This window comes from Pseudarthrobacter xylosi, from assembly GCF_055412765.1.
In genome coordinates this window covers 160869-185857 of the sequence record NZ_JBVAYT010000002.1, presented here as the reverse complement: position 1 = coordinate 185857, position 24989 = coordinate 160869, and the positions used below count along the sequence as shown (strand labels likewise).

The 24989-nt window shown below is 65.2% G+C and carries 27 protein-coding genes; 14 read left to right on the top strand and 13 right to left on the bottom strand.

Translation table 11 applies throughout. The annotated features are described in order from the left end of the window. Positions 1-115 precede the first annotated feature (115 nt). The gene (locus ACZY1F_RS04905) at positions 116-268 is read right to left on the bottom strand and encodes an LPXTG cell wall anchor domain-containing protein (RefSeq protein WP_463916642.1); all 153 of its coding nucleotides are present in this window, start codon (positions 266-268) and stop codon (positions 116-118) included. Between the two features lie 34 nt (positions 269-302). Beyond that, a complete protein-coding gene (locus tag ACZY1F_RS04900; RefSeq protein ID WP_463940567.1) occupies positions 303-707 on the bottom strand; it encodes a VOC family protein in 405 nt (134 codons plus the stop codon). A gap of 174 nt (positions 708-881) precedes the next feature. Between ACZY1F_RS04900 and ACZY1F_RS04895 the strand changes: the two genes are divergently transcribed. Together ACZY1F_RS04895 and ACZY1F_RS04890 are read left to right on the top strand one after the other, a co-directional pair. Next, on the top strand, positions 882-1586 hold the full coding sequence (locus ACZY1F_RS04895) for a peptidoglycan-binding protein (RefSeq protein WP_463940566.1): 705 nt from the start codon (positions 882-884) through the stop codon (positions 1584-1586). 33 nt (positions 1587-1619) lie between these two features. After that, a complete protein-coding gene (locus ACZY1F_RS04890; RefSeq protein WP_463940565.1) occupies positions 1620-4073 on the top strand; it encodes a hypothetical protein in 2454 nt (817 codons plus the stop codon). Between the two features lie 63 nt (positions 4074-4136). On the opposite strand, the gene ACZY1F_RS04885 is transcribed toward ACZY1F_RS04890, so the two are convergent. Continuing rightward, complete coding sequence (locus tag ACZY1F_RS04885; RefSeq protein WP_463940564.1) at positions 4137-4418, bottom strand: hypothetical protein; 282 nt, start codon at positions 4416-4418, stop codon at positions 4137-4139. A gap of 199 nt (positions 4419-4617) precedes the next feature. Here ACZY1F_RS04885 and ACZY1F_RS04880 point away from each other — a divergent pair, with 199 nt between their 5' ends. Genes ACZY1F_RS04880 through ACZY1F_RS04860 form a run of 5 tightly spaced genes read left to right on the top strand, consistent with a single transcriptional unit; the run spans position 4618 to position 9585 of the window. Further along, complete coding sequence (locus tag ACZY1F_RS04880) at positions 4618-5877, top strand: serine/threonine-protein kinase (RefSeq protein WP_463940563.1); 1260 nt, start codon at positions 4618-4620, stop codon at positions 5875-5877. Continuing rightward, a complete protein-coding gene (locus ACZY1F_RS04875; RefSeq protein WP_463940562.1) occupies positions 5874-6416 on the top strand; it encodes a hypothetical protein in 543 nt (180 codons plus the stop codon). Before ACZY1F_RS04880 ends, ACZY1F_RS04875 begins: the two co-directional genes overlap by 4 nt. A 42-nt stretch (positions 6417-6458) precedes the next feature. Continuing rightward, positions 6459-6977: a GNAT family N-acetyltransferase gene (locus ACZY1F_RS04870; RefSeq protein WP_463940561.1), complete on the top strand. Its 519-nt coding sequence runs from the start codon at positions 6459-6461 to the stop codon at positions 6975-6977. A gap of 34 nt (positions 6978-7011) precedes the next feature. Then, positions 7012-7860 carry an alpha/beta fold hydrolase gene (locus ACZY1F_RS04865; protein WP_463940560.1) on the top strand — a complete coding sequence of 283 codons (849 nt, stop codon included), beginning with the start codon at positions 7012-7014 and terminating at the stop codon, positions 7858-7860. 48 nt (positions 7861-7908) lie between these two features. Further along, positions 7909-9585: an FAD-binding dehydrogenase gene (locus ACZY1F_RS04860; protein ID WP_463940559.1), complete on the top strand. Its 1677-nt coding sequence runs from the start codon at positions 7909-7911 to the stop codon at positions 9583-9585. 43 nt (positions 9586-9628) lie between these two features. Here the strand turns inward: ACZY1F_RS04860 and ACZY1F_RS04855 are convergent, their stop codons facing one another. The 3 genes from ACZY1F_RS04855 to ACZY1F_RS04845 are packed head-to-tail and all read right to left on the bottom strand — an operon-like array spanning position 9629 to position 11098. Beyond that, a complete protein-coding gene (locus ACZY1F_RS04855) occupies positions 9629-9964 on the bottom strand; it encodes a cupin domain-containing protein (protein ID WP_463940558.1) in 336 nt (111 codons plus the stop codon). Positions 9965-10014: 50 nt separating this feature from the next. Beyond that, complete coding sequence (locus tag ACZY1F_RS04850; protein ID WP_463940557.1) at positions 10015-10554, bottom strand: GNAT family N-acetyltransferase; 540 nt, start codon at positions 10552-10554, stop codon at positions 10015-10017. Positions 10555-10594: 40 nt separating this feature from the next. Next, the gene (locus ACZY1F_RS04845) at positions 10595-11098 is read right to left on the bottom strand and encodes a mycothiol transferase (RefSeq protein WP_463940556.1); all 504 of its coding nucleotides are present in this window, start codon (positions 11096-11098) and stop codon (positions 10595-10597) included. 122 nt (positions 11099-11220) lie between these two features. On the opposite strand from ACZY1F_RS04845, the gene ACZY1F_RS04840 reads away from it, so the two are divergent. Then, entirely contained in the window at positions 11221-11814 is a 594-nt protein-coding gene (locus tag ACZY1F_RS04840) for a dihydrofolate reductase family protein (RefSeq protein WP_463940554.1), read from the top strand. A gap of 150 nt (positions 11815-11964) precedes the next feature. Here the strand turns inward: ACZY1F_RS04840 and ACZY1F_RS04835 are convergent, their stop codons facing one another. After that, positions 11965-12345 (bottom strand): VOC family protein, encoded by a 381-nt coding sequence (locus ACZY1F_RS04835; RefSeq protein ID WP_463940553.1) that lies wholly within the window; start codon positions 12343-12345, stop codon positions 11965-11967. Between the two features lie 325 nt (positions 12346-12670). Here ACZY1F_RS04835 and ACZY1F_RS04830 point away from each other — a divergent pair, with 325 nt between their 5' ends. From ACZY1F_RS04830 to ACZY1F_RS04820, 3 genes are all read left to right on the top strand, one after another. Beyond that, on the top strand, positions 12671-13828 hold the full coding sequence (locus ACZY1F_RS04830; protein WP_463940552.1) for a glutamate--cysteine ligase: 1158 nt from the start codon (positions 12671-12673) through the stop codon (positions 13826-13828). 78 nt (positions 13829-13906) lie between these two features. Then, positions 13907-14224: a hypothetical protein gene (locus ACZY1F_RS04825; RefSeq protein WP_463940551.1), complete on the top strand. Its 318-nt coding sequence runs from the start codon at positions 13907-13909 to the stop codon at positions 14222-14224. 184 nt (positions 14225-14408) lie between these two features. Further along, complete coding sequence (locus ACZY1F_RS04820) at positions 14409-14906, top strand: DinB family protein (protein WP_463940550.1); 498 nt, start codon at positions 14409-14411, stop codon at positions 14904-14906. Between the two features lie 48 nt (positions 14907-14954). Here ACZY1F_RS04820 and ACZY1F_RS04815 read toward each other — a convergent pair whose 3' ends face one another. Then, positions 14955-15422, bottom strand: coding sequence for an SRPBCC family protein (locus ACZY1F_RS04815; RefSeq protein ID WP_463940549.1), 468 nt, complete (start codon positions 15420-15422; stop codon positions 14955-14957). Positions 15423-15576: 154 nt separating this feature from the next. On the opposite strand from ACZY1F_RS04815, the gene ACZY1F_RS04810 reads away from it, so the two are divergent. Next, positions 15577-16761 (top strand): metallophosphoesterase family protein, encoded by a 1185-nt coding sequence (locus tag ACZY1F_RS04810; RefSeq protein WP_463940548.1) that lies wholly within the window; start codon positions 15577-15579, stop codon positions 16759-16761. A gap of 157 nt (positions 16762-16918) precedes the next feature. Here ACZY1F_RS04810 and fdhA read toward each other — a convergent pair whose 3' ends face one another. The 3 genes from fdhA to ACZY1F_RS04795 form a co-directional block, all read right to left on the bottom strand. Beyond that, a complete protein-coding gene (fdhA, locus tag ACZY1F_RS04805) occupies positions 16919-18130 on the bottom strand; it encodes a formaldehyde dehydrogenase, glutathione-independent (protein ID WP_463940547.1) in 1212 nt (403 codons plus the stop codon). A gap of 239 nt (positions 18131-18369) precedes the next feature. Further along, complete coding sequence (locus tag ACZY1F_RS04800) at positions 18370-18723, bottom strand: GNAT family N-acetyltransferase (RefSeq protein ID WP_463940546.1); 354 nt, start codon at positions 18721-18723, stop codon at positions 18370-18372. Positions 18724-18790: 67 nt separating this feature from the next. Further along, the gene (locus tag ACZY1F_RS04795; protein WP_463940545.1) at positions 18791-19981 is read right to left on the bottom strand and encodes a serine hydrolase domain-containing protein; all 1191 of its coding nucleotides are present in this window, start codon (positions 19979-19981) and stop codon (positions 18791-18793) included. A 213-nt stretch (positions 19982-20194) separates the two neighbouring features. Between ACZY1F_RS04795 and ACZY1F_RS04790 the strand changes: the two genes are divergently transcribed. Beyond that, positions 20195-20533, top strand: a complete 339-nt coding sequence (locus ACZY1F_RS04790) for a DUF6457 domain-containing protein (protein ID WP_463940544.1) — start codon at positions 20195-20197, stop codon at positions 20531-20533. A gap of 41 nt (positions 20534-20574) precedes the next feature. On the opposite strand, the gene ACZY1F_RS04785 is transcribed toward ACZY1F_RS04790, so the two are convergent. Continuing rightward, entirely contained in the window at positions 20575-22902 is a 2328-nt protein-coding gene (locus tag ACZY1F_RS04785; protein ID WP_463940543.1) for an FdhF/YdeP family oxidoreductase, read from the bottom strand. 199 nt (positions 22903-23101) lie between these two features. Beyond that, a complete protein-coding gene (locus tag ACZY1F_RS04780; protein WP_463940542.1) occupies positions 23102-23647 on the bottom strand; it encodes a hypothetical protein in 546 nt (181 codons plus the stop codon). 108 nt (positions 23648-23755) lie between these two features. On the opposite strand from ACZY1F_RS04780, the gene ACZY1F_RS04775 reads away from it, so the two are divergent. After that, on the top strand, positions 23756-24952 hold the full coding sequence (locus tag ACZY1F_RS04775) for a TerC family protein (protein WP_463940541.1): 1197 nt from the start codon (positions 23756-23758) through the stop codon (positions 24950-24952). Positions 24953-24989: the final 37 nt, after the last annotated feature.

Sequence of the window (24989 nt, the reverse complement as noted above, 5' to 3'; positions counted from 1 at the left end):
GCCCTCAGCCAACTGGTCACTGATCAGCGGAACGTCAGGTCCTCATGCATGCCCCGCACGTCGCACGTCGACGAACTGCCCCCTTCGGGGTTCGTGCGTAGCACTTAGTCCCCGGTCAGGCGTTGGACTTCCGCTTCACCCAACCCCATACGCCCGTAGCGACGAACAGGATGAGGCCGATGATCGCCAGCCAAATAAGGCCCTTGACGGCAAAGCCAACGATCGAAAGAACAAGCCAGATGACCAGAAGCCCAATTATTAGTCCCATAGCGGCATCCTACGCCCTCGCTGGATCCGGCCGTCTATAACGTGGGCTCGTTCAGGTGTGCATCCCGGACGTCCGGTGATGTTGCGCCCTGGATGACCCAGCGGTTGCCGTCCGGGTCAGCAAAGTGGGAGAAGTGCACTCCCCCCATGTCCTGTATCTCGCTGACATCCGCGCCACGGCGGACGAGCTCGGCATGGACCGCACCAATGTCGGGTACCACAAGCTGCAGCCCCTCGAGGCTGCCCGGCGTCATGCTGGTCATTCCTGTTCCTATGACGATCGAGGCAGCCGAACCTGGCGGCGTCAGCTGCACGACTCGCATCCCAGGGATGTGCTCCACGTCGTGGTCAAGGACAAAGCCCAGTTTCTCCGTATAGAACGACTTCGACCTGTCGACATCGGCCACGGGTACTTGGACAACTTCAAGGCGCATCTCCATGCGCCTCAGAGTACCGCCCCCGGATGTGATGTAGGCAAGAAACACTCAACAATGTGCTTCGCCCAGGGATACCGAAAGATGATCATCATGCTTACTATTGACTGGCGTTAGGCACGTCGGCGTAGAGACTGCTCACTGGGGGCAGCGGCGACCGTGCCGGAACTGGAGTTTCGCATGAGCACTGAACAGGGACTAAACCCGCTGAGCGACGAAGAACTGATGGCACAAGGCGGCACGGCACTCCCCGACAAGGAAGTTGCCTCCGTCCTGGACCTGAACGCCGATTTGGACCTGGGCATCAACGCCGCTGCACCTATCGATCTCGCTGTCGCGGCCAACGCCAACGTCGCAGCCCCGATCGACGCAGCTGCCTCCGCAAACATCCTCTCTTTCGGATCCGAGGCCCAGGCCCTCGCCGACCAGGGAGTCATCATCGACCAGGGCATCACCGCGGATGCCACGGCTGACTCCACGCAGGACAGCATCATTGACCAAGGTTCAGACACGGCCGACGAGGGAACGGTTGACGGCGGGACTCCTGCGTCTCCGGGCGACGGAGCGGTGGACGGCGGTCAGGTACTCGACGGCGCACTTCCGGATGTTGGAGCGGTGCCCGTGGATCCTTCCGCGGCCCTGGACGGGGACCTCCTGAACGTCAATGTGGACCTCGCTGCCGACGCCGACATCACGGCCCCGATCAACGGTGCCGTAGCTGCCAACGCCAACGTTGCCGCACCAATCGACGCGGCTGTTGCCGCGAACATCGGTTCCATCGACAGCGACGCTTTCGCTGTGGCCCAGCAGGACGCCATCATCAGCCAGCACATCGACGGCGAAGCCACCGCCTCCGCCGATCAGCAGTCCGATCTCCGGCAGTAGTCCGGCCACCACCTCCCCCGTGAGCACCCCTAAATGAGCACAGTGCACGGCGGGCCGCCCAGGATGGACGGCCCGCCAGCTTCCCCTGCCACGGCCACGGCCGGCGCCGTCGGCCTGCCCGCCTCCTCCCTTCCCGCCTCCTTTCTGCCCGACGTTCCCGTGCGGGCCGATGGCGTGGAACTGCTCGGTGAACCGAAGGGTTCGGGCTACCGTGAGCCGCCCTCGCTGGTCCGCAGGTCAGATGGCCAGGCCATCGCGCTGACACGCCTGCTGTACCTGGTGCTGGAAGCCGTGGACGGACGGCGAACCACCGAGCAGGTCGCGGCCCACGCCAGCGGCCGGTTCGGAAAGCTGGTCAGCGCGGACAACGTCCGCACGCTGATCACATCCCAGCTGCTGCCCTTGGGGCTGCTCCGGCTGGCGGACGGTTCGCAGCCGGAAGTGAGGAAAGCTGATCCCCTGCTGGGCATGCGCTTCCGCTACACCGTCACGGATCCGGAGGGTACCCGCAAGCTCACTGCTCCCTTCACGGTGCTCTTCCACCCGCTCATCGTGGCGGTTGTGTGCGCAGCCTTCATCGCGGCGTGCTGGTGGGTGCTCCTGGTTAAGGGACTCGCCTCCGCAACCCACAATGCGTTCGCCAACCCGGCGCTCGTTTTGCTGGTCCTGGCGGTGACTGTCCTGTCCGCCGGCTTGCACGAGTTCGGCCACGCTGCCGCCGCACGCCGTGGCGGTGCAACACCGGGAGCCATGGGGGCCGGCCTCTACCTGATCTGGCCAGCGTTTTTCACCGATGTCACCGACTCCTACCGGCTGGGCCGGGGCGGCCGGCTGCGCACCGACCTGGGCGGGCTGTACTTCAACGCGATCGTGGCTGTGGCCATCATGGGCGTCTGGTGGGCCACCGGCTTTGACGCACTGCTGCTGGTGGTGGTCACCCAGATCCTCCAGATGGTCCGGCAACTGCTGCCGCTGGTGCGGTTTGACGGCTACCACATCCTGGCCGACGCCACCGGCGTTCCGGACCTCTTCCAGCGCATCAAACCGACCCTGCTGGGGCTGCTGCCGTGGCGCCGGACAGACCCCGCGGCCCAGGTGCTCAAGCCATGGGCCCGGGCAGTGGTGACGGCCTGGGTGCTGGTTACCGTGCCACTGCTGGTGCTCAGCCTGGTCATGATGGTGCTCTCGCTGCCGCGGCTCCTGGGCACGGCGTGGGCCAGCGTCCTGAAGCAGCAATCGGAATTGTCCGGAAGCCTGGCGGCCGGGGACATCGCCGGAGCCGCGGTGCGCGCCCTGGCGATCGCCGCCGTCGGCCTCCCCATCCTTGGCATTGGCTACATCCTGCTCCGGCTGGTCCGGCAACTCACCACCGGGCTCTGGCAGCAGACCCGCGGCAAGACGCTGCAGCGGACCGTGGCGATGGCCGCCATCGCAGCGGTCACCGCCGGGCTGGCCTGGGCATGGTGGCCCGGAGCAGACACGTACCGGCCGGTGCAGCCGTACGAACGCGGCACTCTGGCCGACGTCACCACAGCGGTATTTCCGACGGCGGCCCACTCCGCCCTGCGGGAAGGCGGGACCGGGACGACGGTGGCGCTGTGGCCCGCAGGAGCAGCGAAGCCGACGCGCGAAAACCCCCAGCTCAGCATGGTCCTGGTGCCTCGGACCGGCCCTACGGGGACCGGCACAGCGGCTGATACCACGGCCAGTGCCGCCCCGGCGCCGTCGTGGGTGTTCCCGTTCAACCAGCCCGCCGCCCCGGAGCAAGACGGCAACCAAGCTCTGGCGGCGAACACAACGGACGGCTCCGTGGCCTACGACGTCGCCTTCGCGCTGGTGTGGGCCGAAGACGGCGCACCCGTGGACACCACCAACGAGGCCTACGCGTTTGCCAGCTGCGCCGATTGCGCCGCCGTGGCCGTGGGCTTTCAGGTGGTGCTAATCGTGGGTCAGGCGGATGTGGTCGTGCCGGAGAATCTGTCCGCGGCCGCCAACTACAACTGCCTCCGCTGCCTGACGTATGCGCTGGCCAGCCAGCTCGTTCTCACGCTCGACGGGCCGTTAAGCGACGGTGGCACGGCCAGGCTCAACGCGCTGTGGGCCGAAATTGCCGAGTTCGGGCGGAACCTCCAGAACGTCCCATTGTCCGAAATCCAGGGACGGCTCAACGCATTCAAAGAGCAGATCAAGGAGGTCCTCCAAAGCGATCCCAGCGCCACGAAGGGCACCGGCACCTCCGCGACGCCGTCGACATCAGCTACTCCGGTTCCCGGCTCGACCTCCGGATCGAGCGCGGCACCCACCCCGGGAGCCACCGCGCCGGCGCCTGTGCCGTCCGTAACCACGACGGCGGCACCGCCTCCAGCAACGCCTGTCACCGGTGGAGCGGCCCCGGAGAGCAGTCCCCCGCAAGAAGCTGCCACCACGGCGCCAACCGAAGCAGCACCGGTCGCTCCCACGCCGGTTCCGACCTCAACCACGGGCTAAGCGCTCGATCAGGAGGACGGGCGCGTCACGCAGCGGATCCGACGCGGCTCCTCGAGGGGACGGTCAGACCAGGGTCGGCTGGCTCGACAGGATGTAATCCACGGCTGCCGGGCCGGTCATGCGCAGCCCCGGCCTGAAATAGCGGTCGGCGGCGAGCCAGCGCTGATCATGCCCACTCCGCGCCATGGCGGTCCAAAATACAGCCGGCACCCGGGGATCGATTCGGTTCAGGATGCACCAGCTGACGTAGACGCCGTACATTTCATCTTCGGTAAGCCCAAAATGATTCTCTGGTTCGACCATGATGCAGTCGGCAAGGAAGCGCGTGTACTTCGAGTCGGTCATTGGAAATCCTTCGCCTGCCGGAATCATTTGTGACAGCGCCGCTCCCAGGCGGGAGACATCGCTTCCGACGTAATTCGTAGCCACTGAGCAAGCGGATGGGTCTTATTTCGCGCGGTCGTGATTCGACGAGGTTTTTGCATATAGTAAGGTGCCTTATGATTTAGGTACACGTTGCCGCAGCGCACCGGAAGGAACGGGTATGTTGGCGGAATCGCCGGGCTCCATCAGAATTGACGTGCTTGGCGGACGCTACCGGCTGGGTGAGGTACTCGGCCGCGGCGGCATGTCGTCCGTCTACCGTGCAAGGGATGAAAATCTGGGCCGGGACGTGGCTCTGAAGCTCTTCGCACCCCAGGCCCCCGATGCGGACGAGCTTCAACGGCAGAAAGCTGAAATCACGCTGCTGGCGACGCTGAACCATCCCAGCCTCGTGACATTGCTCGATGTCGGCGTCGACGAACGCATCCCGGATGAACCCCGGCCGTTCCTGACGATGGAACTGGTGGAGGGGCAGGATCTGCGCAGCCGGATCAGGCACAGCGCTGTTCCCTTGGACGAGCTCGCCGTCATAGGAGCCGGCATCGCTGACGCGCTGGCCTATGTCCACGGCCTTGGCATCCTCCACCGCGATATCAAGCCGGGCAACATCCTCTTGGTGCAGACCCGGCCCGGGGAGCCACTGCGGGCCAAGGTCGCAGACTTCGGCATAGCTCGAATCGCTGATGCAACACGCCTGACCGCTACTGGAGCCATGGTGGGCACCGCGGCGTACCTCAGCCCTGAACAGGCTATGGGCTCGCCGCTCACCCCTGCCACAGACATCTATTCGCTGGGGCTGGTCCTGCTCGAATGCATCAAGCAGACGATGGAATACCCCGGCAGCGCTGTGGAATCCGCCGTGGCCCGGCTGCACCGCGCGCCCAAAATTCCGGCGGAGCTCCCGGCCGAGTGGGCCGACCTGATCCGCTCCATGACGGCAATCGAGCCGTTGGAACGCCCTATAGCTGCGGACATAGAGACGGCGCTGCGGCGGGCCCTTGTCTCGCCGACGTCCACTCCCGGCGAACTCGCACCGGAAACCACGCGCCTTATCCCGGCCATGCCGTTCAGGACGCCGTCCGTCACAGCAGAATCTCCCTCCCTTAACCTGCCGGCCAGGCTCCCTAATGTAAGCGCCGACGGCGGGTATTCCGCCACCGCCGCGATGTCAAGGCTGGTGCCCGATGCCGATCAGCCCATCGGCCCCCGGGGAACGCGCCGAAGGAGGTCAACCCGTGCGGGAAAGAAAATGCGTCTCCCGGTGGCGGCCATCCTGATCCTTCTTGCGCTGGCAGGCGGGGCCGCGGCACTGACCGCGGGCCAGGCGCCAGAGCCCACACCCGACGTCGTGCCTTACCCTGCGGTGAGCGGCACGCTGGGTGACCACCTTCAGGAACTTCAGAAGAGTGTGGAACCATGACCCGCTTCCATTCCACGGGCCACCGCACCGGAGCCCGGGGAGCCGGCCTTGCCGCCACCCTGGTGCTGGCGGCATCGCTCGCTGGCTGCAGTCCGGCCGATACCGGTGTGCAGCGCGACACTGCCCAGCACCTTCAGGAACTCGTGCTCGGCGTGAGCCAGGCAGCGGCCGCAACCGATCACACGGCCGCGCTCAAGACGCTGGACAGCCTGGAAACGGACGTGGGGTCCGCAGCCGGCAGCGGCCAGGTTTCCGAGGAACGGCGCCAGAGCATCGTGGCCAGGATCGCCGCGGTCAGGGCAGACCTCCATGCCGCCGTAGAAGCCGCAGCGGCAGCGAAGGCAGCTGAAGAAGCAGCGGCTGCCGCGGCAACAGCGGCAGCAGCGGAGAAGGCCAAGGCCGATGCAGAAGCCGCCGCGCAGGCCGCCCAGGTAAACATGGCGCCCGCCGCGCCGGCCGTAATACCGGCCCCAGCCCCTGCCCCTGCCCCGGAGCAGGGAAAAGGCGCCGAGGGGAAAGGCAAGAACAAGAAGGGCTGAGGATTTGGCGTCCCTGGCGGACCCATCGACTACCATCGTGTGATGCCAGTTCTTATCGCTCCGGACGTCAGCTATCACGCCTCCTGGCTGGAAGGATCCGCTGAATTTGAGGGCGCCAACCGGGACGGCGGAGGCCCGGCGGACTGGTCCTTGGCAGAACTCACCGATGCCCGGACGTTCCGCCGCTTTGTCGATGCCCTTGTCAACGATGCCCTGCCGGAGAGCCCGCGCAAGCCGGAGCACGTACCCTGCACGTACTTATGGATTGTGGAGGGTGACACGTTCCTTGGCTCGCTGGCCATCAGGCACGAGCTGACCGATTTCCTCCTCAACGAGGGCGGGCACATCGGCTACAGCGTGAGGCCTTCCGCCAGGCGTCGCGGCCACGCCGCAGCCGCTTTGGCCGATGCCCTGCCGATGGCCCGGGAACTGGGAATCCGCCGGGTTCTTCTCACCTGCGATGAGAACAACGCCGGTTCCCGGGCCATCATCGAAAAGAACGGCGGGGTCTGCGAGGATACCCGCAACGGCAAACGACGCTACTGGATCAATATCGTCTGACCGGCTGAAGGCCGCCTGCACGTAGCCTTATTCCATGGACTCCGAAGTCCGGTATCTCAGGCTGCGCACGGGCATCACGGTACCGTGCCTGATCCACGGCGACGCCGGTGCGAAGCCGGTGCTGCTCCTGCACGCCTGGGGCGAATCAAGCGGCAGCTTTGACCGCCTGATACCCCTGCTGACCGGCTGCAGAATCTACGCCCCGGACCTCCGCGGGCAAGGCGAGGCGGACAAACCGGAGCGCGGCTACTCCCTGGCGGAGCAGGCTGAGGATGCCGCCGCGATCCTGGACGCCCTCAACGTGCCGAGCGCCGTCGTCGTCGGCTCCTCCAGCGGCGGTTACGTTGGGCAGCAACTGGCCATTGTCCATCCCCAAAAGGTTGCGGCGCTGGTGCTGGTGGGCGCCCCCTTGAGCCTCCGGGGACGGTCCGCTTTCGCCGACGAGGTGGACCGCCTGACCGACCCCCTCGACGAGGGCTGGGTCCGGGATTCCCTGGCCTGGTTCCCCCTGCTCCACCACGTTCCGCCGTGGTTCCTCGAGGACCGCGTGCGCGACGGCCTCAGGATGCCGGCCCACGCCTGGAAGGGCATCCTCAACGGACTGTGCGAGGTCACCCCACCCACCGAATCGGGAACCATCCACGCCCCCACGCTGATCCTGTGGGGCGCCGAGGACGGCATATTGCCTCGCGCCGATCAGGAAACCCTGGCCGCCCGGATCCACGGTTCCGTGCTGAAGGTGTACCCCGACGTGGCGCACTTGGTGCTGTGGGAGTGCCCGGAGCGGGTGGCGGAAGATACAACGGCGTTCCTCGCTGGCCTCGCCATGGTAGGCGCAAGTCGTTGGAGAAAAGGCCGAAGACACGGCTGGCCACTGATGTAGGTTTGAGCTGACCTCAGTTGTCAGCGACAAACGAATCGCAGGTACCGGATGGATGCGGACGTCATCATCATCGGCGGCGGCCTGGCCGGGCTGGTAGCCAGCAATGAACTGGTCCGGGCGGGCAAGCGGGTGGCCATTCTTGACCAGGAGAACGCCGCCAACCTTGGCGGCCAGGCCTTCTGGTCCCTCGGCGGCCTCTTCCTGGTGGACACCCCCATGCAGCGCCGGCTCGGCGTGAAGGATTCCTTCGATCTGGCATGGCAGGACTGGCAGGGCTCGGCCCAATGGGACCGGCTCGACGGAGAACATCCCGACGACGAGTGGGCACAGCGGTGGGGACGCGCGTACGTCGAGTTCGCGGCCAGCGAGAAACGGTCGTGGCTGCGGGAACAAGGCGTGAAATTCACCCCGCTCGTCGGCTGGGCTGAACGCGGCGATGGCCGGGCCGGCGGTCACGGCAACTCCGTCCCGCGCTTCCACGTCCCTTGGGGAACGGGCACCGGAATCTCCGAACCGTTCGCCAACAAGGCCCGGGCGGCGTCAGAGGCGGGCCAGGTCAGGTTTCATTTCCGTCACCAGGTGGACGGACTACTGTTCGACGGCGGGACAGTCACCGGAGTGCACGGGAGCGTGCTGGCACCCGATCCGGCGCTGCGCGGCATGGCCTCGAACCGCGAGAAGATCGGCGAATTTGAGCTGCATGCCGACGCTGTGGTCATCGCCACCGGCGGGATCGGTGGAAACCACGAACAGGTGCGCCGCTGGTGGCCAGACCGCCTTGGCACCCCGCCGAGGAAGATGATCACCGGAGTCCCGGAGCACGTGGATGGCCGCATGCTGGGCATCGCGGACCTGGCCGGTGTCCGGCTGGTTAACCGCGACCGTATGTGGCATTACACCGAGGGCATCCAGAACTGGAACCCCATCTGGCCGGACCACGCCATCCGGATCCTGCCCGGGCCGTCGTCGATGTGGTTCGACGCCCTGGGCCGCCGGCTTCCCGCCCCGGGGTTGCCCGGCTACGACACACTTGGCACCCTCAGGCTGCTCCGCACCACCCCGGACATTCAGCAGTATGACCACTCCTGGTTCATCCTCACCCAGAAAATCATCGAAAAAGAGTTCGCCCTGTCCGGTTCCGAGCAGAACCCCGATATCACCAACCGGGACCTTAAACTGTTGCTCCGGAGCCGCCTTGGCCGCGGCGCGGGGGCTCCAATCGAAGCCTTCAAGGACCACGGTGCCGACTTCGTCGTCGCCGACAATGTGGCCAGCCTGGTCAGCGGCATGAACGGCCTCACCGGCGAAGCGTTGCTCGATCACAGGCTGGTCGAGCGGCAGATTGCCGAACGGGACGCGGAAATCCAGAACCCCTACTCCAAGGACGCGCAGGTCATCGGCATCCACAACAGCCGCCGCTTCCTGGGCGACAGGCTGTTCCGCACGGTGAAACCGCACCGGATCCTGGACCCCGCCGCCGGCCCGCTGATCGCCGTGCGGCTCCACATTGTCACCCGCAAAACCCTCGGCGGCATCCAGACCGACCTCACCGGGCAAGCCTTCAGCAAGGACGGGTCCCGCATCCCTGGCCTCTACGCCGCCGGGGAAGCTGCCGGGTTCGGTGGCGGTGGCGCCCACGGCTACAACGCGCTCGAAGGCACCTTCCTGGGCGGTTGCCTCTTCACCGGCCGCACCGTGGGCCGCACGCTCGCACGCCTGCTCTAGCCTCCCGCCGGAAGGAACGAACAGCACTGGGCGATCAAAGGAGCTAGCGGTCGGTCTTGACCACCGTGAAAAGCACCGCCGAGTCCTCTTCCGCTTCCAGGCTGTGCAGCCCGTCCGGCACGATCAGGAGGTCCCCCGCCTTGCCCTGCCACGACTCCGCGCCAGCCCGCAGCCAGACAGATCCCTTCAGCACGTAGACCGTGGCTTCGCCAGGGTTCTGGTGCTCACTGAGCTGCGTGCCGGCACGGAAGGCCATGACGGTCTGGCGCAGTTTCTTCTCATGCCCGCCGAACGCGGTGTCGGCTGCCCGACCGCTGGGTGCCGCAACAGCTGCAGTGATCTGCTGGCGGGCCAAAGCCTCAATCGATATTTTTTGCATGACGCCACCGTACCCACGATTGCCGGCGTTTCCGAGGGGGCTGGCAACCCTTATCCGGCAACGACCCGGTCCGCATGATCACTACCCGCCCCGCGCCGCGCCGGACGGACCATGCGGATCTCGGGAAGTTCTTCCCACTCGGGTGGCAGCTGCCCGCGCCCGCCGTCGGGCCGAAAGCCGTGTTTGAGGTAGAAGGCGAGCGCTCGGGAATTGTTCTCCAGCACCCAGAGATAGGCCGGGCTTTCGCCGATGGCCGCTTTCAGCAACGCGGCCCCCAGCCCGGTGCCGTGCGTCCGCCGGAGCGCGTACAGCGAATACAGTTCCAGCGCCTCCGGGCCGTCTTCATCCCGGCGAGGACCCGAGTCGGCGAGACCCACCACCTCGTTGTTGGCATCCACGGCGATGATCCGCGGGTCGCTGCTGGCCAGATATGGTCGACGACGTTCCACCCGTTCGGGAATGCTGGCCCGCCGGGCGTTGAAGAACTCCGCCGACAGCCGGTCCCCGTAGGTCTCCTCGTGGGCCTGGGTGTGCATATGCACCACGGCTTCAGCGTCGTCGGGAGTGGCCTGCCGGATAAGAAAGTCCATGGCCCCAGCGTAGCCACTGCTACTTGATCCAGTCCGTCCTCTACCCGGCGTTCAGCCCCTTGGCGTACGCGGCCTGCCCCACGTGCTGGAGGCAGTCCGCAATGGTGCTGACCAGCCGCACGCCGAGGGTAACGGGCGGATCCCAACGTTTGTCAACGATGCGGTCCAAGTCCTCATCGGTGAGGGTCTCCAGGAAACCCATGGTCTGCCGGTGGACGGCGTCGTAGTACTCAAGGAGCAAATCCGGCCTGGCCCGCACCGTGTCGACCTGGTGGGTTGAATGTCCGTAGCCGGTGTCCCGGTCTGTCAGCGGCAGGCCAAAACGGCTGGCAAAGTCATGTGACGTCCAAACCTGGTCCAGGCCAGCGGCGGAACCCACCTGGGCGTCCTCCACGCGGGCGAGGTGCCAGATCAGCCATGCAATAGAGTTCCCTGTGCCCGCCGGCCGCCGTGCCAGCGACCCGTCGTCGAGCCCTTCAAGCGTGGCCTCCACCGTCTCCCTGATCCGGCCGAAGGTGTCCAGCAACAGTTCGTTGGATTTCATCAGGTCCTCCTCAACGTGCCATTTTCACTGAGCCCCATGCTTACACGCTCGCCCCACCGCCGGATAGCGCGGGATAATAGGACCGTTACCCATCCGCGCTGTGGTACTGCAAGGAAACCACCATGAGAAAAGTGAGCGTCACCATTAGCCTGTCGCTGGACGGGGTCATGCAGGCGCCGGGCCGTCCCGACGAGGACACCCGCGGAGGGTTCCAGCGTGGCGGCTGGGCGTTGTCCTACAACGACCCCGTCATGGGACGTGTAATGGGTGAGGGGATGGCGCAAACAGGTGCCCTGTTACTGGGGCGGCGCACCTATGAGGACTTCGCCGGCTACTGGCCGCACCAAACGGACAACCCCTTCACCGAGGTCCTGGACAACATCCGGAAATACGTCGCCTCAAGGACCCTGGCCGAACCGTTGCCCTGGAAAAACTCAACACTCCTCCAGGGCGATGCAACAAACGCTGTGGCCACCCTCAAGAAGGAGCCGGGGCCGGACATCGCCATCCTGGGCAGCGGTGAGCTGATCCAGTCGCTGAGTAGCGGGAACCTCATCGACGAGTACGTGCTCCTCATCCACCCGCTGGTTCTCGGTTCGGGCCGCCGCCTGTTCCCTGACGGCGGCCCTTCGTCAGAACTCCGGCTCGCCAGTAGCGTGACCACAACGACCGGCGTCGTGATCGCTACCTATCGCGCGGTCTCAGCGGCTCAGTAGGAACGCCGGCCGGTTAAGGCCTTACTTTCCCTGAAATTTCAGGGCCGGCACGAAGATGGCGCGTCGATTCCTGAGGGCGCGCGAGAGGGGGGCGCACCTGCCTGCGCGGCAAGTGCAGCCCCTTCGTGCGCCAATGAGCCCCGCGGCCGGCTACTTGCGCTGGGAGATGTTGAGAATGTTCCCTTCGCTGTCCAGGAACCAGGCGGACTTCCCCCAGTCATTGTCGGCAACGCCGTTCTCCGTCTTCAGACCGGGGAAATCGTAGTCTTCAAAGACGACGCCGCGGCCCCTCAGTTCCTCCATCTCGCCTTCAAGGTTGTCCGTTTCCCAGCCCATCTGGGTGTTCTTGGCCGTCCCGGCATTCTCCGTCTGGTAGATCAGGAAACCCGTTCCGTTGCCGCCGCTGTAAAACAGGCTGTCGTCCTCCATGGAATCGGACGGTTCCAGGCCCAGCTTGTCCCGATAGAAATCCTTCGCCCTGTTGATGTCCTTCGCAGCGAGGACAGCCATGATGGTTGAATCCTTGAGCATGATGATTTCCTTTGTGCCTTGCTTTCGCGTTGGTGGCGATGCTCTCCCCCGGTGGCGGATCCGGAACCACCCTGTCCGGTGCCGCGTGGCCACCCCTTGCGCCAAGTGCCGGGGCGGCCACCTGGGACTCTCCTGCGCCGCGCCAGCCATCATCGGCACGAGGGTCCCCGAAGCCTATGTGGCCATTATGGAACTGAAAGGGCACCCGCGGATATAGGGGATTTAAACCGCTTCAGGCGGCCCTCGCGGATGCCCCACTGTGCCTTCACGGATGCCGTGAACACGTGTGGATCTGGGGCTGCTTTTGGTGCCGCACACTTAGGTAGTGCGTACCTTTGGTGTAGAAGAAGAATTCCTGATCGTTGATCCCTCCAACGGCAGTCCCCTGCCGCTAGCCGCAGACCTGCTGCGCCTCCAGGACCCGGGCGAACCCCGGGACCTTTCCACGCACCCGATGCTCGCCGTCGAGCTTCACCAGGAACAGATCGAAGTGATCACCCACCCGCACAGCACCCTGAGCGGACTCTCCGCCGAGATCCTGTCCGGCCGAGCCCTCGCGGACTCGCTTGCCCGGAAAGCGGGCGCCCGGATCGCCGCCCTCGCCACCTCCCCGCTGGCGGTGACACCCCATTCCACCAGCAACACCCGCTATGACGCGCTGCTGGAAAAGTTTGCGGTAACGGCCCGTAAACAGCTGACCTGCGGCTGCCACATCCATGTCTCCGTGGACTCCGACGAGGAAGGCGTCGCGATCCTGGACCGCATCAGGTCCTGGCTGCCGCCACTGATGGCGTTGACCTCCAACTCCCCGTTCTGGGACGGCGCTGACAGCGGCTATGCCAGCTACCGCACCCAGGCCTGGAACCGGTGGTCCTCCGCCGGGCCGACCGAAATCTTCGGCTCTGCCGAGGCGTACCACCAGCAGGTAGCCGACCTTGCCGCAACGGGGGTAGTCAACAACCCTGATTTCGATGCCCGCCTCTCCGCCCGCCACCCCACGGTGGAGATCCGGGTGTCCGACGTCTGCCTCGATCCCCGCGACACCGTCCTGATCGCCGCCCTGGTGCGGGGTCTGGTGGAGACCGCGGCCCGTGAATGGAAATCGGGCCAGGGGCCGGACATGGTTTCGGCCATCATCCTGCGTCAGGGGTCCTGGCTGGCCAGCCGGTGGGGAATCCAGGGCGAACTGCTGAACCCGCTGACCCACAAGCCGGAGTCTGCACGCAACGTCATCGCCGCACTCCATAACCATGTCCGCGACGCCCTGGTCGAAGCGGGCGACGACACTTACGTCGAAGCATCCCTGCACCGGATCTTCAGCAACGGAACCGGTGCCCGGCTTCAGCGGCAGGCCTACGCCCGCCACGGCAGGCTGGCTGACGTGGTGAGCGACGCCGTCGTGGTTACCCACCAGGAGCCGGCCTGCTGCGACCCGAGCACCCCGAATGATCTGTCACTTTTGGTCCCCGACCCCGTGGTTTAGCAGCCGTACCTGATCGAGCAAACCCGGGGGCTCCGGCGTCGGCGGCGGGTGGCCAGGGAACGGCGGGATAATGGAGGTATGAGCAATCATGACCCGGACCCCTGGGCGGAATTCGACAAGCTCAAGCCCGCAGTGCCGGACCGCGTGGCCGGCCACCCCGGCGGCGAACCGGTGGGCTTTGGCTTCCAGACGGGTGTGCGCAGCGCCAAAGTGGCCCTCGGCTTCGCCGTGTACGCGCTGGCGCTCGGAACCACGCTGGTGCTTACCGGCGCCGTGGTGTTCATCGCCCAGGGGCAGTGGCTGCTGCTCGGGCTGATGGTGCTGATCGAAGCCGTGTTCATCTACGGGTTCATCCGGCTGGCGCGCCAGGCGCGCAGCCGCCGCGCGTCCGGCTAGTCGGGCTTCTGGTTAGGCAGGCTTCTGCCCGGGCACCGCTAGGACCGCGCGGCGCGGATGGCCCGGCCTGCGGCGGCTTCACCATAGGCTGCGGCGCCGCGATCACCATGGTGAGCGGCCGACGTCGGACCCTCCTCCAGCGAGCCGCGCATCGCCGCGGGGCCCTGCCTGCAATACTTCGGGGATGCCTGCACCCTCAGCCACGTTCGCCGAGAACGCCATCCACCAGCCCGCGCGCGCCCAGTTCGAAGCGTTCATTGACGACCACCGGAACATGCTCAACGCCTGTCTGGACGGCCTCACCGAGGAGCAGGCGCGCCTGACGCTCGTGGCATCCCGCACCACGCTGCTGGGCCTGGTGAAGCACGCGATCATGGTGGAGAAGGTCTGGTTCGACGAGGCCATCACATGCCGGTCGCGCGCCGAGATCGGCATCCCGGCCACGCCGGACGAGTCGTTCATCCTCACGGACCGGGACACCATCGCCAGCGTCCGGGAGGCCCACCGCGAGGCTTGCGAGTCATCGCGCCGGGCGACGTCGTTGTTGGATCTCGACGACGTGCTCCGCGGCAACCGCCGCGGCCCGCTCCCCCTGCGCTGGGTATACCTGCACGTGCTGCGTGAGTTCGCCCAGCACTGCGGGCACGCAGACATCCTCCGGGAACAGATCCTCAACGGCTGACGCCGGGCAGGTGCCGGACAGGCGCCGACCCCCGGCGTCAAGCCCGGGTCAGGCTTTGTTGGCCGTCGCGGCGATGGAAAGCGCGGCCAGTCCTCGCTCGAAATCAGCGCCGATGAACTTGTCCATGTTCATGAACAGGGCGAAAACCTTCGCGAGCCCCTTGTTCTCGCCGGTCATTCGCCACGTGACCTGGGTTCCGCCGTCCGCCGGCGTGAACGTAAAAGTGGTGGGATTCACAGCCTTGAACGGCTTTGTGAACTCAACGCGGACCTTAATGGTCCGGGGAGCGTCCGACTCGACGATCTCCATGTTTCCGCTGCCCGCTTTGCGGTTGCCGCTCCAGGCATACTTGGCCCCCACACCGGTGTCACTGCCCGAATACGAGCGGTTCAGTTCCGGATCCACGTTCTCCCACGGCGACCATTTAGTCCACTCGAGAAAGCTGTTGACCAGCGGAAACACGTCTTCCGTAGGGGCAGGAATGAGGGCGCTGCGGGTGACTTCGTAAGATGACATGCGGCCATCATAGGCGGATGGGCCGGTGAGTCCGCCAGCCCCCGCGGGCAACAGCCGTTGTGTTCACCACCTGTTCCGGCGCCCGCTACCTGGCTGGCCTACAGTCGCAGGGTCCACGGCCGGAACTGCGGCCGCACCAGTGAAAGAGGCAACGATGACCACCGGACTCCACCAGCACAACCTCAGCCGGAGGGCCGCGCTGGCTGCTGCCGGAACGATTGGCGCGCTGGGACTCACCGTGGCGGCGGCCGCCGGAAGCAGCGCGGCCCCGGGTCCGAAGACACCCAAGCCCAGCCTCGCCTTCCGGACCGACGGCGGTTTCAAGGTGGTCCAGTTCAACGACACCCAGGACGACGAGCAGACGGACCGCCGCACGATCGAGCTCATGGACAAGACCCTGGACGCGGAAAAGCCGGACTTCGTCCTGATCAACGGCGATGTGATCAACGGCGGCTGCGACTCCGAGCTGGAGGTTAAGCAGGCACTCAACCACGTGGTCCAGCCCATGGAGCGCCGCCAGATCCCGTGGGCCGTCACGTTCGGCAACCACGACGAGGACTCCGTGGCACGGACGGGCATGACCGAGGCCAAGATGCTGCAGTTCCTCCAGACCTACGAATTCAATATGAACGGCGACTCCACGCCGGGCCTGACCGGGACATCAAACTCGCTGCTGCTTGTTCAGTCCGCCAAGTCCAAGGCACCGGCCTTCGGCCTGTGGCTTATAGACACCGGCCGATATGCCCCGGACGCTATCAACGGACAGGATTTCGAAGGCTACCCGGACTGGGACTGGGTACGTATGGACCAGGTCACCTGGTACCGCAACCTGTCGATCGCTACCGAGCAAAAGTACGGCAAGAAGGTCCCGTCCCTGATGTGGGGCCACATCGCGCTCCACGAGCACCGCAACATGTGGTTCTCCAGCCTCGACTCGCGGACAGACTCGGATCACGCCCGGGCCCTCACGAAGCACAACATCATCGGCGAACGGAACGAGGACGAGTGCCCCGGACCCATCAACTCCGGCCTGTTCAGTGCCTTCCTGGAGCGTGGGGACGTCCTGGGTTACTTTGTGGGCCACGACCACGTCAACACGTACGTGGGCAACTACTACGGTGTGCAGCTCGGTTACGCGCCCGGCACCGGATTCGGCGCCTACGGGCTCCCTGGCGCCGAGCGGAACCGCTTGCGCGGGGCACGGGTCTTCGAGCTGGATGAGAACCATCCCGGAATCTACAAGGAGACCCGGCTGGTCTTCGCCAAGGATCTGGGCATAGACCTGACGGCCAACGACCAGCCGATCGCTCCGCAGCCGCTGAATCCGGCGCAGCTCTAGCTCGGACCTACACCGGCTGAGGCGGTGCCCCCACTTGAGGTGGAGGCACCGCCGCTGTGGTCAATCACCCGGCGTCAGGTCACCCGGCGTCGGCGCACTGCCCGAAAGTGACCGGGGCCTTGTCACTTTGCGCCGCCGCATCCAACCCGGCAGGGGCTCAGCTGAGGTATCCGTTCGGGTTGAGGACGTACTTGGTGGCCGCGCCGGCGTCGAACTCGGCGTAGCCCTTGGGGGCATCCTCGAGGCTGATGGCTTTGGCGTTGACGTTCTTGGCGATGTTCACCTTGTCGTTCAGGATGGCCATCATCAGCTGACGGTTGTACTTCATTACGGGACACTGCCCCGTGGTGAAGCTCAGTGATTTCGCCCAGCCAGTGCCCAGGCTCAGGCTCAGCGACCCTTTCTTGGCCGCCTCGTCAACACCGCCGGGATCACCGGTGACATAGAGCCCGGGAATGCCCAGAGCCCCGCCGGCCGCGGTGATCTCCATTAATGAATTCAGCACCGTGGCGGGCGCCTCCTTGGCGTCGTGGCCGTGGCCGCGGGCCTCGAAACCCACTGCGTCCACGCCGCAATCCACTTCCGGAACACCCAGGATCTGCTCGATCTGCTCCGCCGGCCCGCCCTTGCTCAGGTCAATGGTTTCGCATCCGAAACTGCGCGCCTGCTTCAGCCGGTCCTCGTTCAGATCCCCCACAATCACGACGGCGGCACCCAGCAAATGAGCGCTGGTGGCCGCTGCGAGGCCAACAGGTCCGGCCCCCGCTACGTACACCGTGGAACCCACGCCCACCCCGGCCGACACCGCGCCGTGGAAGCCGGTGGGGAAGATGTCCGAGAGCATGGCCAGGTCCATGATCTTCGCCATGGCCTGGTCCTTGTCCGGGAACTTCAGCAGATTCCAGTCCGCGTACGGGACCAGTACGTAGTTGGCCTGACCGCCCACCCAGCCGCCCATGTCCACATAGCCATAAGCGCTGCCCGGACGGTCCGGATTAACGTTCAGGCAGATCCCGGTTTTGCGTTCCTTGCAGTTCCGGCACCGGCCGCAGGCGATGTTGAAGGGCACGGAACAGATGTCCCCGACCTTGATGAATTCGACGCCAGGACCCACCTCCACAACTTCGCCGGTGATTTCATGCCCCAGCACCAGGTCGGATGGTGCCGTGGTGCGTCCGCGGACCATGTGCTGGTCCGAACCGCAGATGTTAGTGGCCACGGTCTTGATGATGGCCCCATGAGGCACGGTGCGCCCCACGTTCGCCGGGTTGACGCCCGGTCCGTCTTTGAGTTCGAAGGTGGGGTAATCGATATCGATCAGTTCCACCTTGCCGGGTTCCTTGTAGGCAACGGCTTTGTTCCCTGACATCCTGCTCTCCTCGCGTCGGCACGGCACGCCTTCGTGGGGCAGCCGTGAGCTGTGAAGTGTTGCAATGGATCCCCCACGTGCAGGGCCTGCCCGTTGCTTGAGCAGCTGGATGTTTTCCTGGCGTCGGGGGTCCGGTCAGTCTAAGCGCGGCTGCTGCGAGGGGTCTAGGGTCAGGAGCCCTAAGGTTTCGGCTTCCGTTGCTGCCGCATCACGCGGGGCAGGGTCCCGCCAGTGCCGGGCTATGCCCGGGCTCGCGGGGCCAAAGCCGCGTTCAGGAACTCCAGGTGCGCGGGCGTAGTAGCCACCGCGGCTGCGGCGTATTCCGGGTGCTTGCGGAGGTACTTCTTGATGAACGGGCAGACCGGGACGATGGCGCGCCCCTCATCAGCTGTTGCCTGGAGCGCCACCTCGGCGAGCTTGCCCGCGAGCCCCTGGCCGCCGTATTCCTCGTTGATCACGGTGTGGTAGAAAATCCGCTGCGGCGAGCCACCGTCGTCGTACTCCTTGTACACGGCTTTACCAATAACGTTCCCGCCGGTCAGCACTTCGAAGCGCTGCCGCTCCGGGTTGTGGCGGATGGTGACATCGTGCATGGAATCTCCTCGGTTCGGCTTCTCCTACAGCCTAACCACGGTACCCCGGCCCTTATTTCGTCTCCCGCTAACAGGCCAGGTTGAGCGCATTCACGGCTGCTTCGGCCATCTCGAGCGACTGCGGGTCATCAAAACCAGTCATGTCCGGGACGGGATCCCGGGCCACCGCCATGGCCACCTGCCGGGACCCGTCCGCGCTGATCAACGCAAGCGCCGCATATCCCCGCACCACCCCGACATTGCCGAAGTAATCATGGTTTGAGCACGAGTCGTACCGTCGGACGACACCAAGGCCGAACGTATCGTATTTTGGCTGATGCATCTCCGCCACGCTTTCGAGCGTCAGCAGGCTCCCTTTCTGCAGGGCGGCGAAATAGGTGTTGAGTTCGGGGACGGAGGAAATCATGCCCGTATCGGGGGAACCCTTATGGAAGGGCACCAGCGCGTTGTCCTCCAGCCCGCCGGTTTCCGTCCGGGTGTAGCCGTGGAGCAACCTCCGCGGGCCAGGCTCGTCCCCCGTCATCAGGGTGTCCTTCAGCCCCAACGGCTCCACGTTGTCGGTGTGGATGACCGCTCCTATCTCCCGGCCCCGCAGCTTCTCGACGAGCAGGGCCAACGCCGAATAGTTGGTGCCGGAGTAGCTGTACAGGCTTCCGGATCCGCCGGTCCAAGGCATGCCCGCCACGAACCGCACACGTTGCGCATGGGTGAAGGGCCCGTCCGCTATCTGGAGGGGTGTTACCCGGTAGTCGGGCATCCCGGACCGATGACTGAGCAAGCTGCGTACGGTGATGGGTCCAGGCGCCTTGATAAGGCTCTCGAAGTCCGGCAGATACTTCTGGATGGGGTCATCCAGCCGGACTTTCCCTTCCTCCACCAGCTTCATGACCGACACCGCCACCATGGTGGTGGTGATGTCGCCGATATGGGTCTGGTCGCTCAGCTGCACAGGCTCCTGGGTCTCAAGGCTTCGGACGCCGACGGCCGAGGACCATTCGCCCAGCCTCGATTTCAACTGGATGATGACTGCTGTGGCTCCCCCTGCGCGCACTTCCTCGCTGTACTTTTCCAGCACGGCAACAAAGGCCCGCTCCTTCGGGGCAGTGGCGGACGCCGCCGTCGTGGATTGAACGGTCGGGGACTGCTGATCCGGCGGATCGGGGGCCCTGGTGCAGCCTGCGAGGGAAGCTGCCAGCGCGGCCGCTGCCACGGCGGCCGCAAGGCGGGAGGGGCTGAAACCAACCGCGGCTGCCTGCATCCCATATCCCTTCACGGGCCCGGACAGCAGCTGGACTCCCAAGAGACCCGCCAGCTGCCCCGGCACCTTCGATGTTCCTCATGGCCAAAGGGAGTGTCAAGGAAGGCTTCGCCAGACCGGTGACGCAGCCGCCCAGGCCTTGTAGTGTCGTGGGCAATGGGCACGGACTCCCCTGCCGCCCACTAGCAGCGAAACCGGAACCTAGGAGCGAACATGGCTGTTGACGAGACCGAAGCACAGGTTCTGGACCAGTGGACCCACCGGCTGGCCCAGGCCCTGCAGATCCTAGACCTGGAGGTGGATCAGGAACTCCTCCTTGACCTGGCCAGGAAATCCGCCGGCTCGGTGATCCATGCGGCCGCACCGGTCACCACATTCCTGGTGGGCTACGCTGCAGGGCTCGCCGCCGGCAACGGCAGCGGGGCGGCCAGCGGGACCAAAGCCGAGTCGACGGCGGCAGTCACCCAGGCGGCCGACGTCGCCTTCCGGCTGTGCGAGGACGGGCACGACGGCGGCCCGGCCGCTGGGGGATGGGCAGACACCGGTCAGTAGCGGGTCCCGGACCCCCATCAAGGGTCTGCCCCGAATATCATCTATCCCGCGGCGGGCGGTTCCTCAACCAGCTCGGCTACCGGCTCCAGCCTGACGATCACAGCCTTCGACGCCGGCGTCTGGCTGCCTTCGGCCACACTTTCCAGCGGCACCAGCACGTTGGCCTCAGGGTAGTAGGCCGCCGCACAGCCGCGGGCCGTTGGGTACGAGACCACGCGGAAGTTCGGCAGCACCCGCTCCACGTTGTCCGGGTACACGCCGTAGATGTCCACGTGCTGACCGTCGCTGAGACCGAGTTCGGTGAGGTCCTCGGGGCTGACAAACACCACTTCGCGGCCCTTCTTGATGCCCCGGTAACGGTCGTTGTTGCCGTAGATGGTGGTGTTGAACTGGTCGTGCGAGCGCATGCTCTGCAGGATCAGCGTTCCTGCGGGCCGCTCCACGTGTTCGAGCTCGTTGACCGTGAGCATGGCCTTGCCCGTCGGGGTGGTGAACGTCCGCGAATCCCGCGGCCCGTTCGGCAGCACAAAGCCGGCGTCCTGGCGGATCTTCTTGTTGTAGTCCTCGCAGCCGCTGACCACGTGCGAGATGTGGTCCCGGATGAGGTCATAGTTCTTCTCGAACCCGGCCCAGTCCGCCTGCACGGAGTCACCCACCACTTTGTGGGCCAGCCTGCTGACGATGGCAACCTCGGAGAGCAGGTCCGGCGCCACCGGTTTCACGGTTCCGTGCGAGGCGTGGACCGCGCAGACTGTGTCCTCCACGGACACAAACTGCGGACCGGACTCCTGCATGTCGATCTCCGTGCGGCCCATCGTGGGCAGGATCAGAGCCTCGGATCCGGTGATGGTGTGCGAACGGTTGAGTTTGGTGGAAATCTGGACCGACAGCTCGGTGTTCTCCATCGCCGCGAACGCCGCGTGCGTGTCCGAAATGGCGCCCACGAAGTTGCCGCCCATGGCCACAAAAACCCTGATGCCGCCGTCGCGCATTTGCCTGATGGTTTCCACGGCGTCCACGCCGTGTTCGCGGGGCGGTTCAAAGCTGAACTCCTTGCCCAGGGCGTCCATAAAGGCCGGCGGCATCTGCTCCCAAATGCCCATGGTGCGGTCGCCCTGGACGTTGCTGTGCCCGCGGATGGGAGAGGCGCCGGCGCCGGGTTTGCCGATGTTGCCTCGGAGCAGCAGGAGGTTGATGATCTCCTTGATGGTGGCCACCCCCTTCTTGTGCTGGGTAATGCCCATGGCCCAGGTGATGATCACCTTCTCCGCCCTGAGGTAGCGATCCGCGAGCTCGTCGATCTCCTCGGACTGCAGGCCGGTGGCCGCCAGCACGGCAGCCTCGTCAAGCTGGGAAAGATGCTCGCGGAGCTCCTCGAGGCCCTGGCAGTGTTCGGCGAGGAATGCATGGTCCAGCACGGTCCCCGGATTCGCGGCCTCCGCGTCCAGGACCCGTTTGGAAACGGCCTGGAGCAGGGCCATGTCCCCGCCGATGCGGACCTGCAGGAACTGGTCGGCGATCTCCGTGCCGCGGCCAATGATCCCCTTCACCTTCTGCGGGTTCTTGTAGCGCATCAGGCCCGCTTCCGGCAGCGGATTCACGGCCACGATGCTCGCTCCGGCCTCCTTGGCCTCTTCCAGCGCAGTCAGCATCCGCGGGTGGTTGGTGCCCGGGTTCTGGCCCATCACAATGATCAGGTCCGCCTTGGCGAAGTCATCGTAGGAGATGGTGGCCTTGCCGATCCCGATGGTCTGGCCCATCGCCCAGCCAGAGGATTCGTGGCACATGTTGGAGCAGTCCGGCAGGTTGTTTGTCCCGTAGGCACGGACAAACAGCTGGTAGAGGAACGCGGCCTCGTTGGAGGTCCGGCCGCTGGTGTAGAAAGCGGCCTGGTCCGGGCTAGGCAGCCCTTTGAGCTTGTCCGCCGCGATGGTGAAGGCCTGCTCCCAGCTGACCGGGCGGTAGTGGTCCTCCCCCGCTGGCTTGTACACAGGCTCGGTGAGGCGGCCCTGCATGCCCAGCCAGTACTCGGACCTCTGCCGCAGCTCACTGACCGGGTTCTTAGCCCAGAAGTCGGAGCCGATCACCACCGGCGTGGCTTCCCAGGTGACAGCCTTGGCGCCGTTTTCGCAGAACTCAAATGTCTTGCGGTGCCCGGGGTCCGGCCACGCGCAGCTCATGCAGTCGAAGCCGTCCTTCTGATTCAGTGCCAGCAGGGTCTTCCCGGTCCTGAGTACACCCATATGCTGCACGGCCGGCTCCAGGGAATGGTAAACGCCTGGCACACCGGCGGCCCACGTCTTGGGGTGGCCGCTGACTTCGATGTCAGCTTCGTTGACCTCTTCCACGTGCGGGTTCTTTCGCGTCACGCTGCATTCTCCTCGTTCAGACTGACCCTGGCATTAGCGCCGGATTTCAGCGCCGGAACGGTCCCTTCCACAGTTGTTCAGGGAGTGCCCGAAGTCAAGGAGTAGGCACCGCCGCCGGAGGACAGGCGCCGCGGGCGAGCGCCGCCGTCGTGGTTTCACCATTGATTACGCTCCGTTGGAGCTGGACCGTCTGGTTCCGTCAGCGCGATGGCGCAATCTGGTAGAGGTAACACAGCCAGGCGGCCGCGGCCCTGTCCTCCTTCGTACCGGCGTCGTGAATAGCCTTCAGTTTCGTCTGCAGGTCCTTGGTGGCGGAGACGAACGAATTCGCCTGGCTCTGACCCAGACCCACAACGGACGAAGCCAACGACGCTGAAATTTCGGCGTCATTGTGAATTTTTCCGGCGAGTCCGTCACACGCCACGCCAACACCCACGGAGGCCGTCTTGCCCTTGGCCACGGTGTAGATCCGCTCGAAGCTCGGCAAGGGGTCGTGCCAGCCGGCCTGGCGGTTTGCCGTCTCGGCGACCACTGTCATGTCATCGGTAGTGACGGCGTATTTTGCGGCCTGATTCGAAAGGACGTCACCCTCGAGCGTGACTTCCCGGGATGCCTGGCCCATGGACCGGAGAACATCATCCGCCCCATTCTGCACAAGTTTTGCGGAGTTGCCGCCGCAGGACGCCCCGATGCATAGCAGGCCGGTCAGAACTGCACCAAGCAAGGCAAGTTGGCGACGGCGCATGGGAAACATCCTCTCCATTGAGCAGGATCCCCGGCCGTCCGCCCTTGCAGTGTCGCACCATTGGGAATTCGCGGCAAGGCACGGCGAGTGCGGCGGTAGTCTGGACAGATGGACGTCCCTCCCTTTGTCTGGACCCTGACCATCGCGGGAATCGTGGGCCTACTGGCTTTCGATTTCTTCTTCCATGTGCGGAAGGCCCACACCCCCAAACTCAAGGAATCGGCCATTTGGTCCTCCATCTATGTGGGGATCGCCCTCCTCTTCGGCCTGGGGGTGCTGTTGTTCGGCGGCACCACCATGGGTACCGAGTACTTCGCCGGGTACGTCACGGAGAAGGCACTCTCAGTCGACAACCTCTTTGTGTTCCTCATCATCATGGCCAGCTTCAAGGTCCCCCGCGCGGACCAGCAGAAGGTGCTGCTGTTCGGCATTGTCTTCTCGCTGATCGCCCGGACGGCCTTTATTTTCCTCGGCGCCGCCCTGATCAACAGCTTCGCGTGGGTGTTCTACATCTTCGGCCTGATCCTGCTGATCACCGCGGGGAACCTGCTCAAGCCGGACAATCACGACGACGACTCCGAAGGTTTGGTGGTCAGGCTCGCCAAAAAGTACCTCCCGGCGTCGGCCCACTACGACGGCGACAAACTGTTCACAATGGAGAACGGCAAGCGCGTCCTCACCCCGATGCTCCTGGTGATGGTGGCCATCGGCGGCACCGACATTCTGTTTGCGCTGGACTCCATCCCCGCCATCTTCGGCCTCACCCAGAACGTCTTCATCGTCTTCACCGCCACCGCGTTCTCGCTGATGGGCCTGCGCCAGCTCTTCTTCCTGATCGACGGGCTGCTGGACCGGTTGATCTTCCTTGCCTACGGCCTCGCCGCCATCCTCGGCTTCATCGGCGTCAAGCTCATCCTGCATGCCTTGCACGAGAACACCCTGCCCTTTGTCAACGACGGCGAACACGTCAACGTGGTGGAGGTCAGCACCGGCGTGTCCCTGACTGTGATCCTGGGCGTCCTGGTGATCACCGTGCTGGCCTCGATCTTCAGCCCCAAGGGCAAGGCCAAAAACGCGGTGTCCGGCGCCAAACGGCACGCCACCGAGTACCTGGACCTCAACTACGAAACGGACATGGCGGAGCGGGACAAACTCTTCGCCCGGATGGTCCGGGAGGAAAACCAGCTCCGCAGCCTGCCGGAGAAGTACAAACGGCTCATCCGCAACGAAACCGAATTTATGGACCTCCTCCGCAAAGCCCACGCCGAGCACGACCAGGCCCAGGTTCGGGCTGCGAACCCCTAAAGCAACGCGGGTCGCTTACGGCCCATTCAGAGGCCCG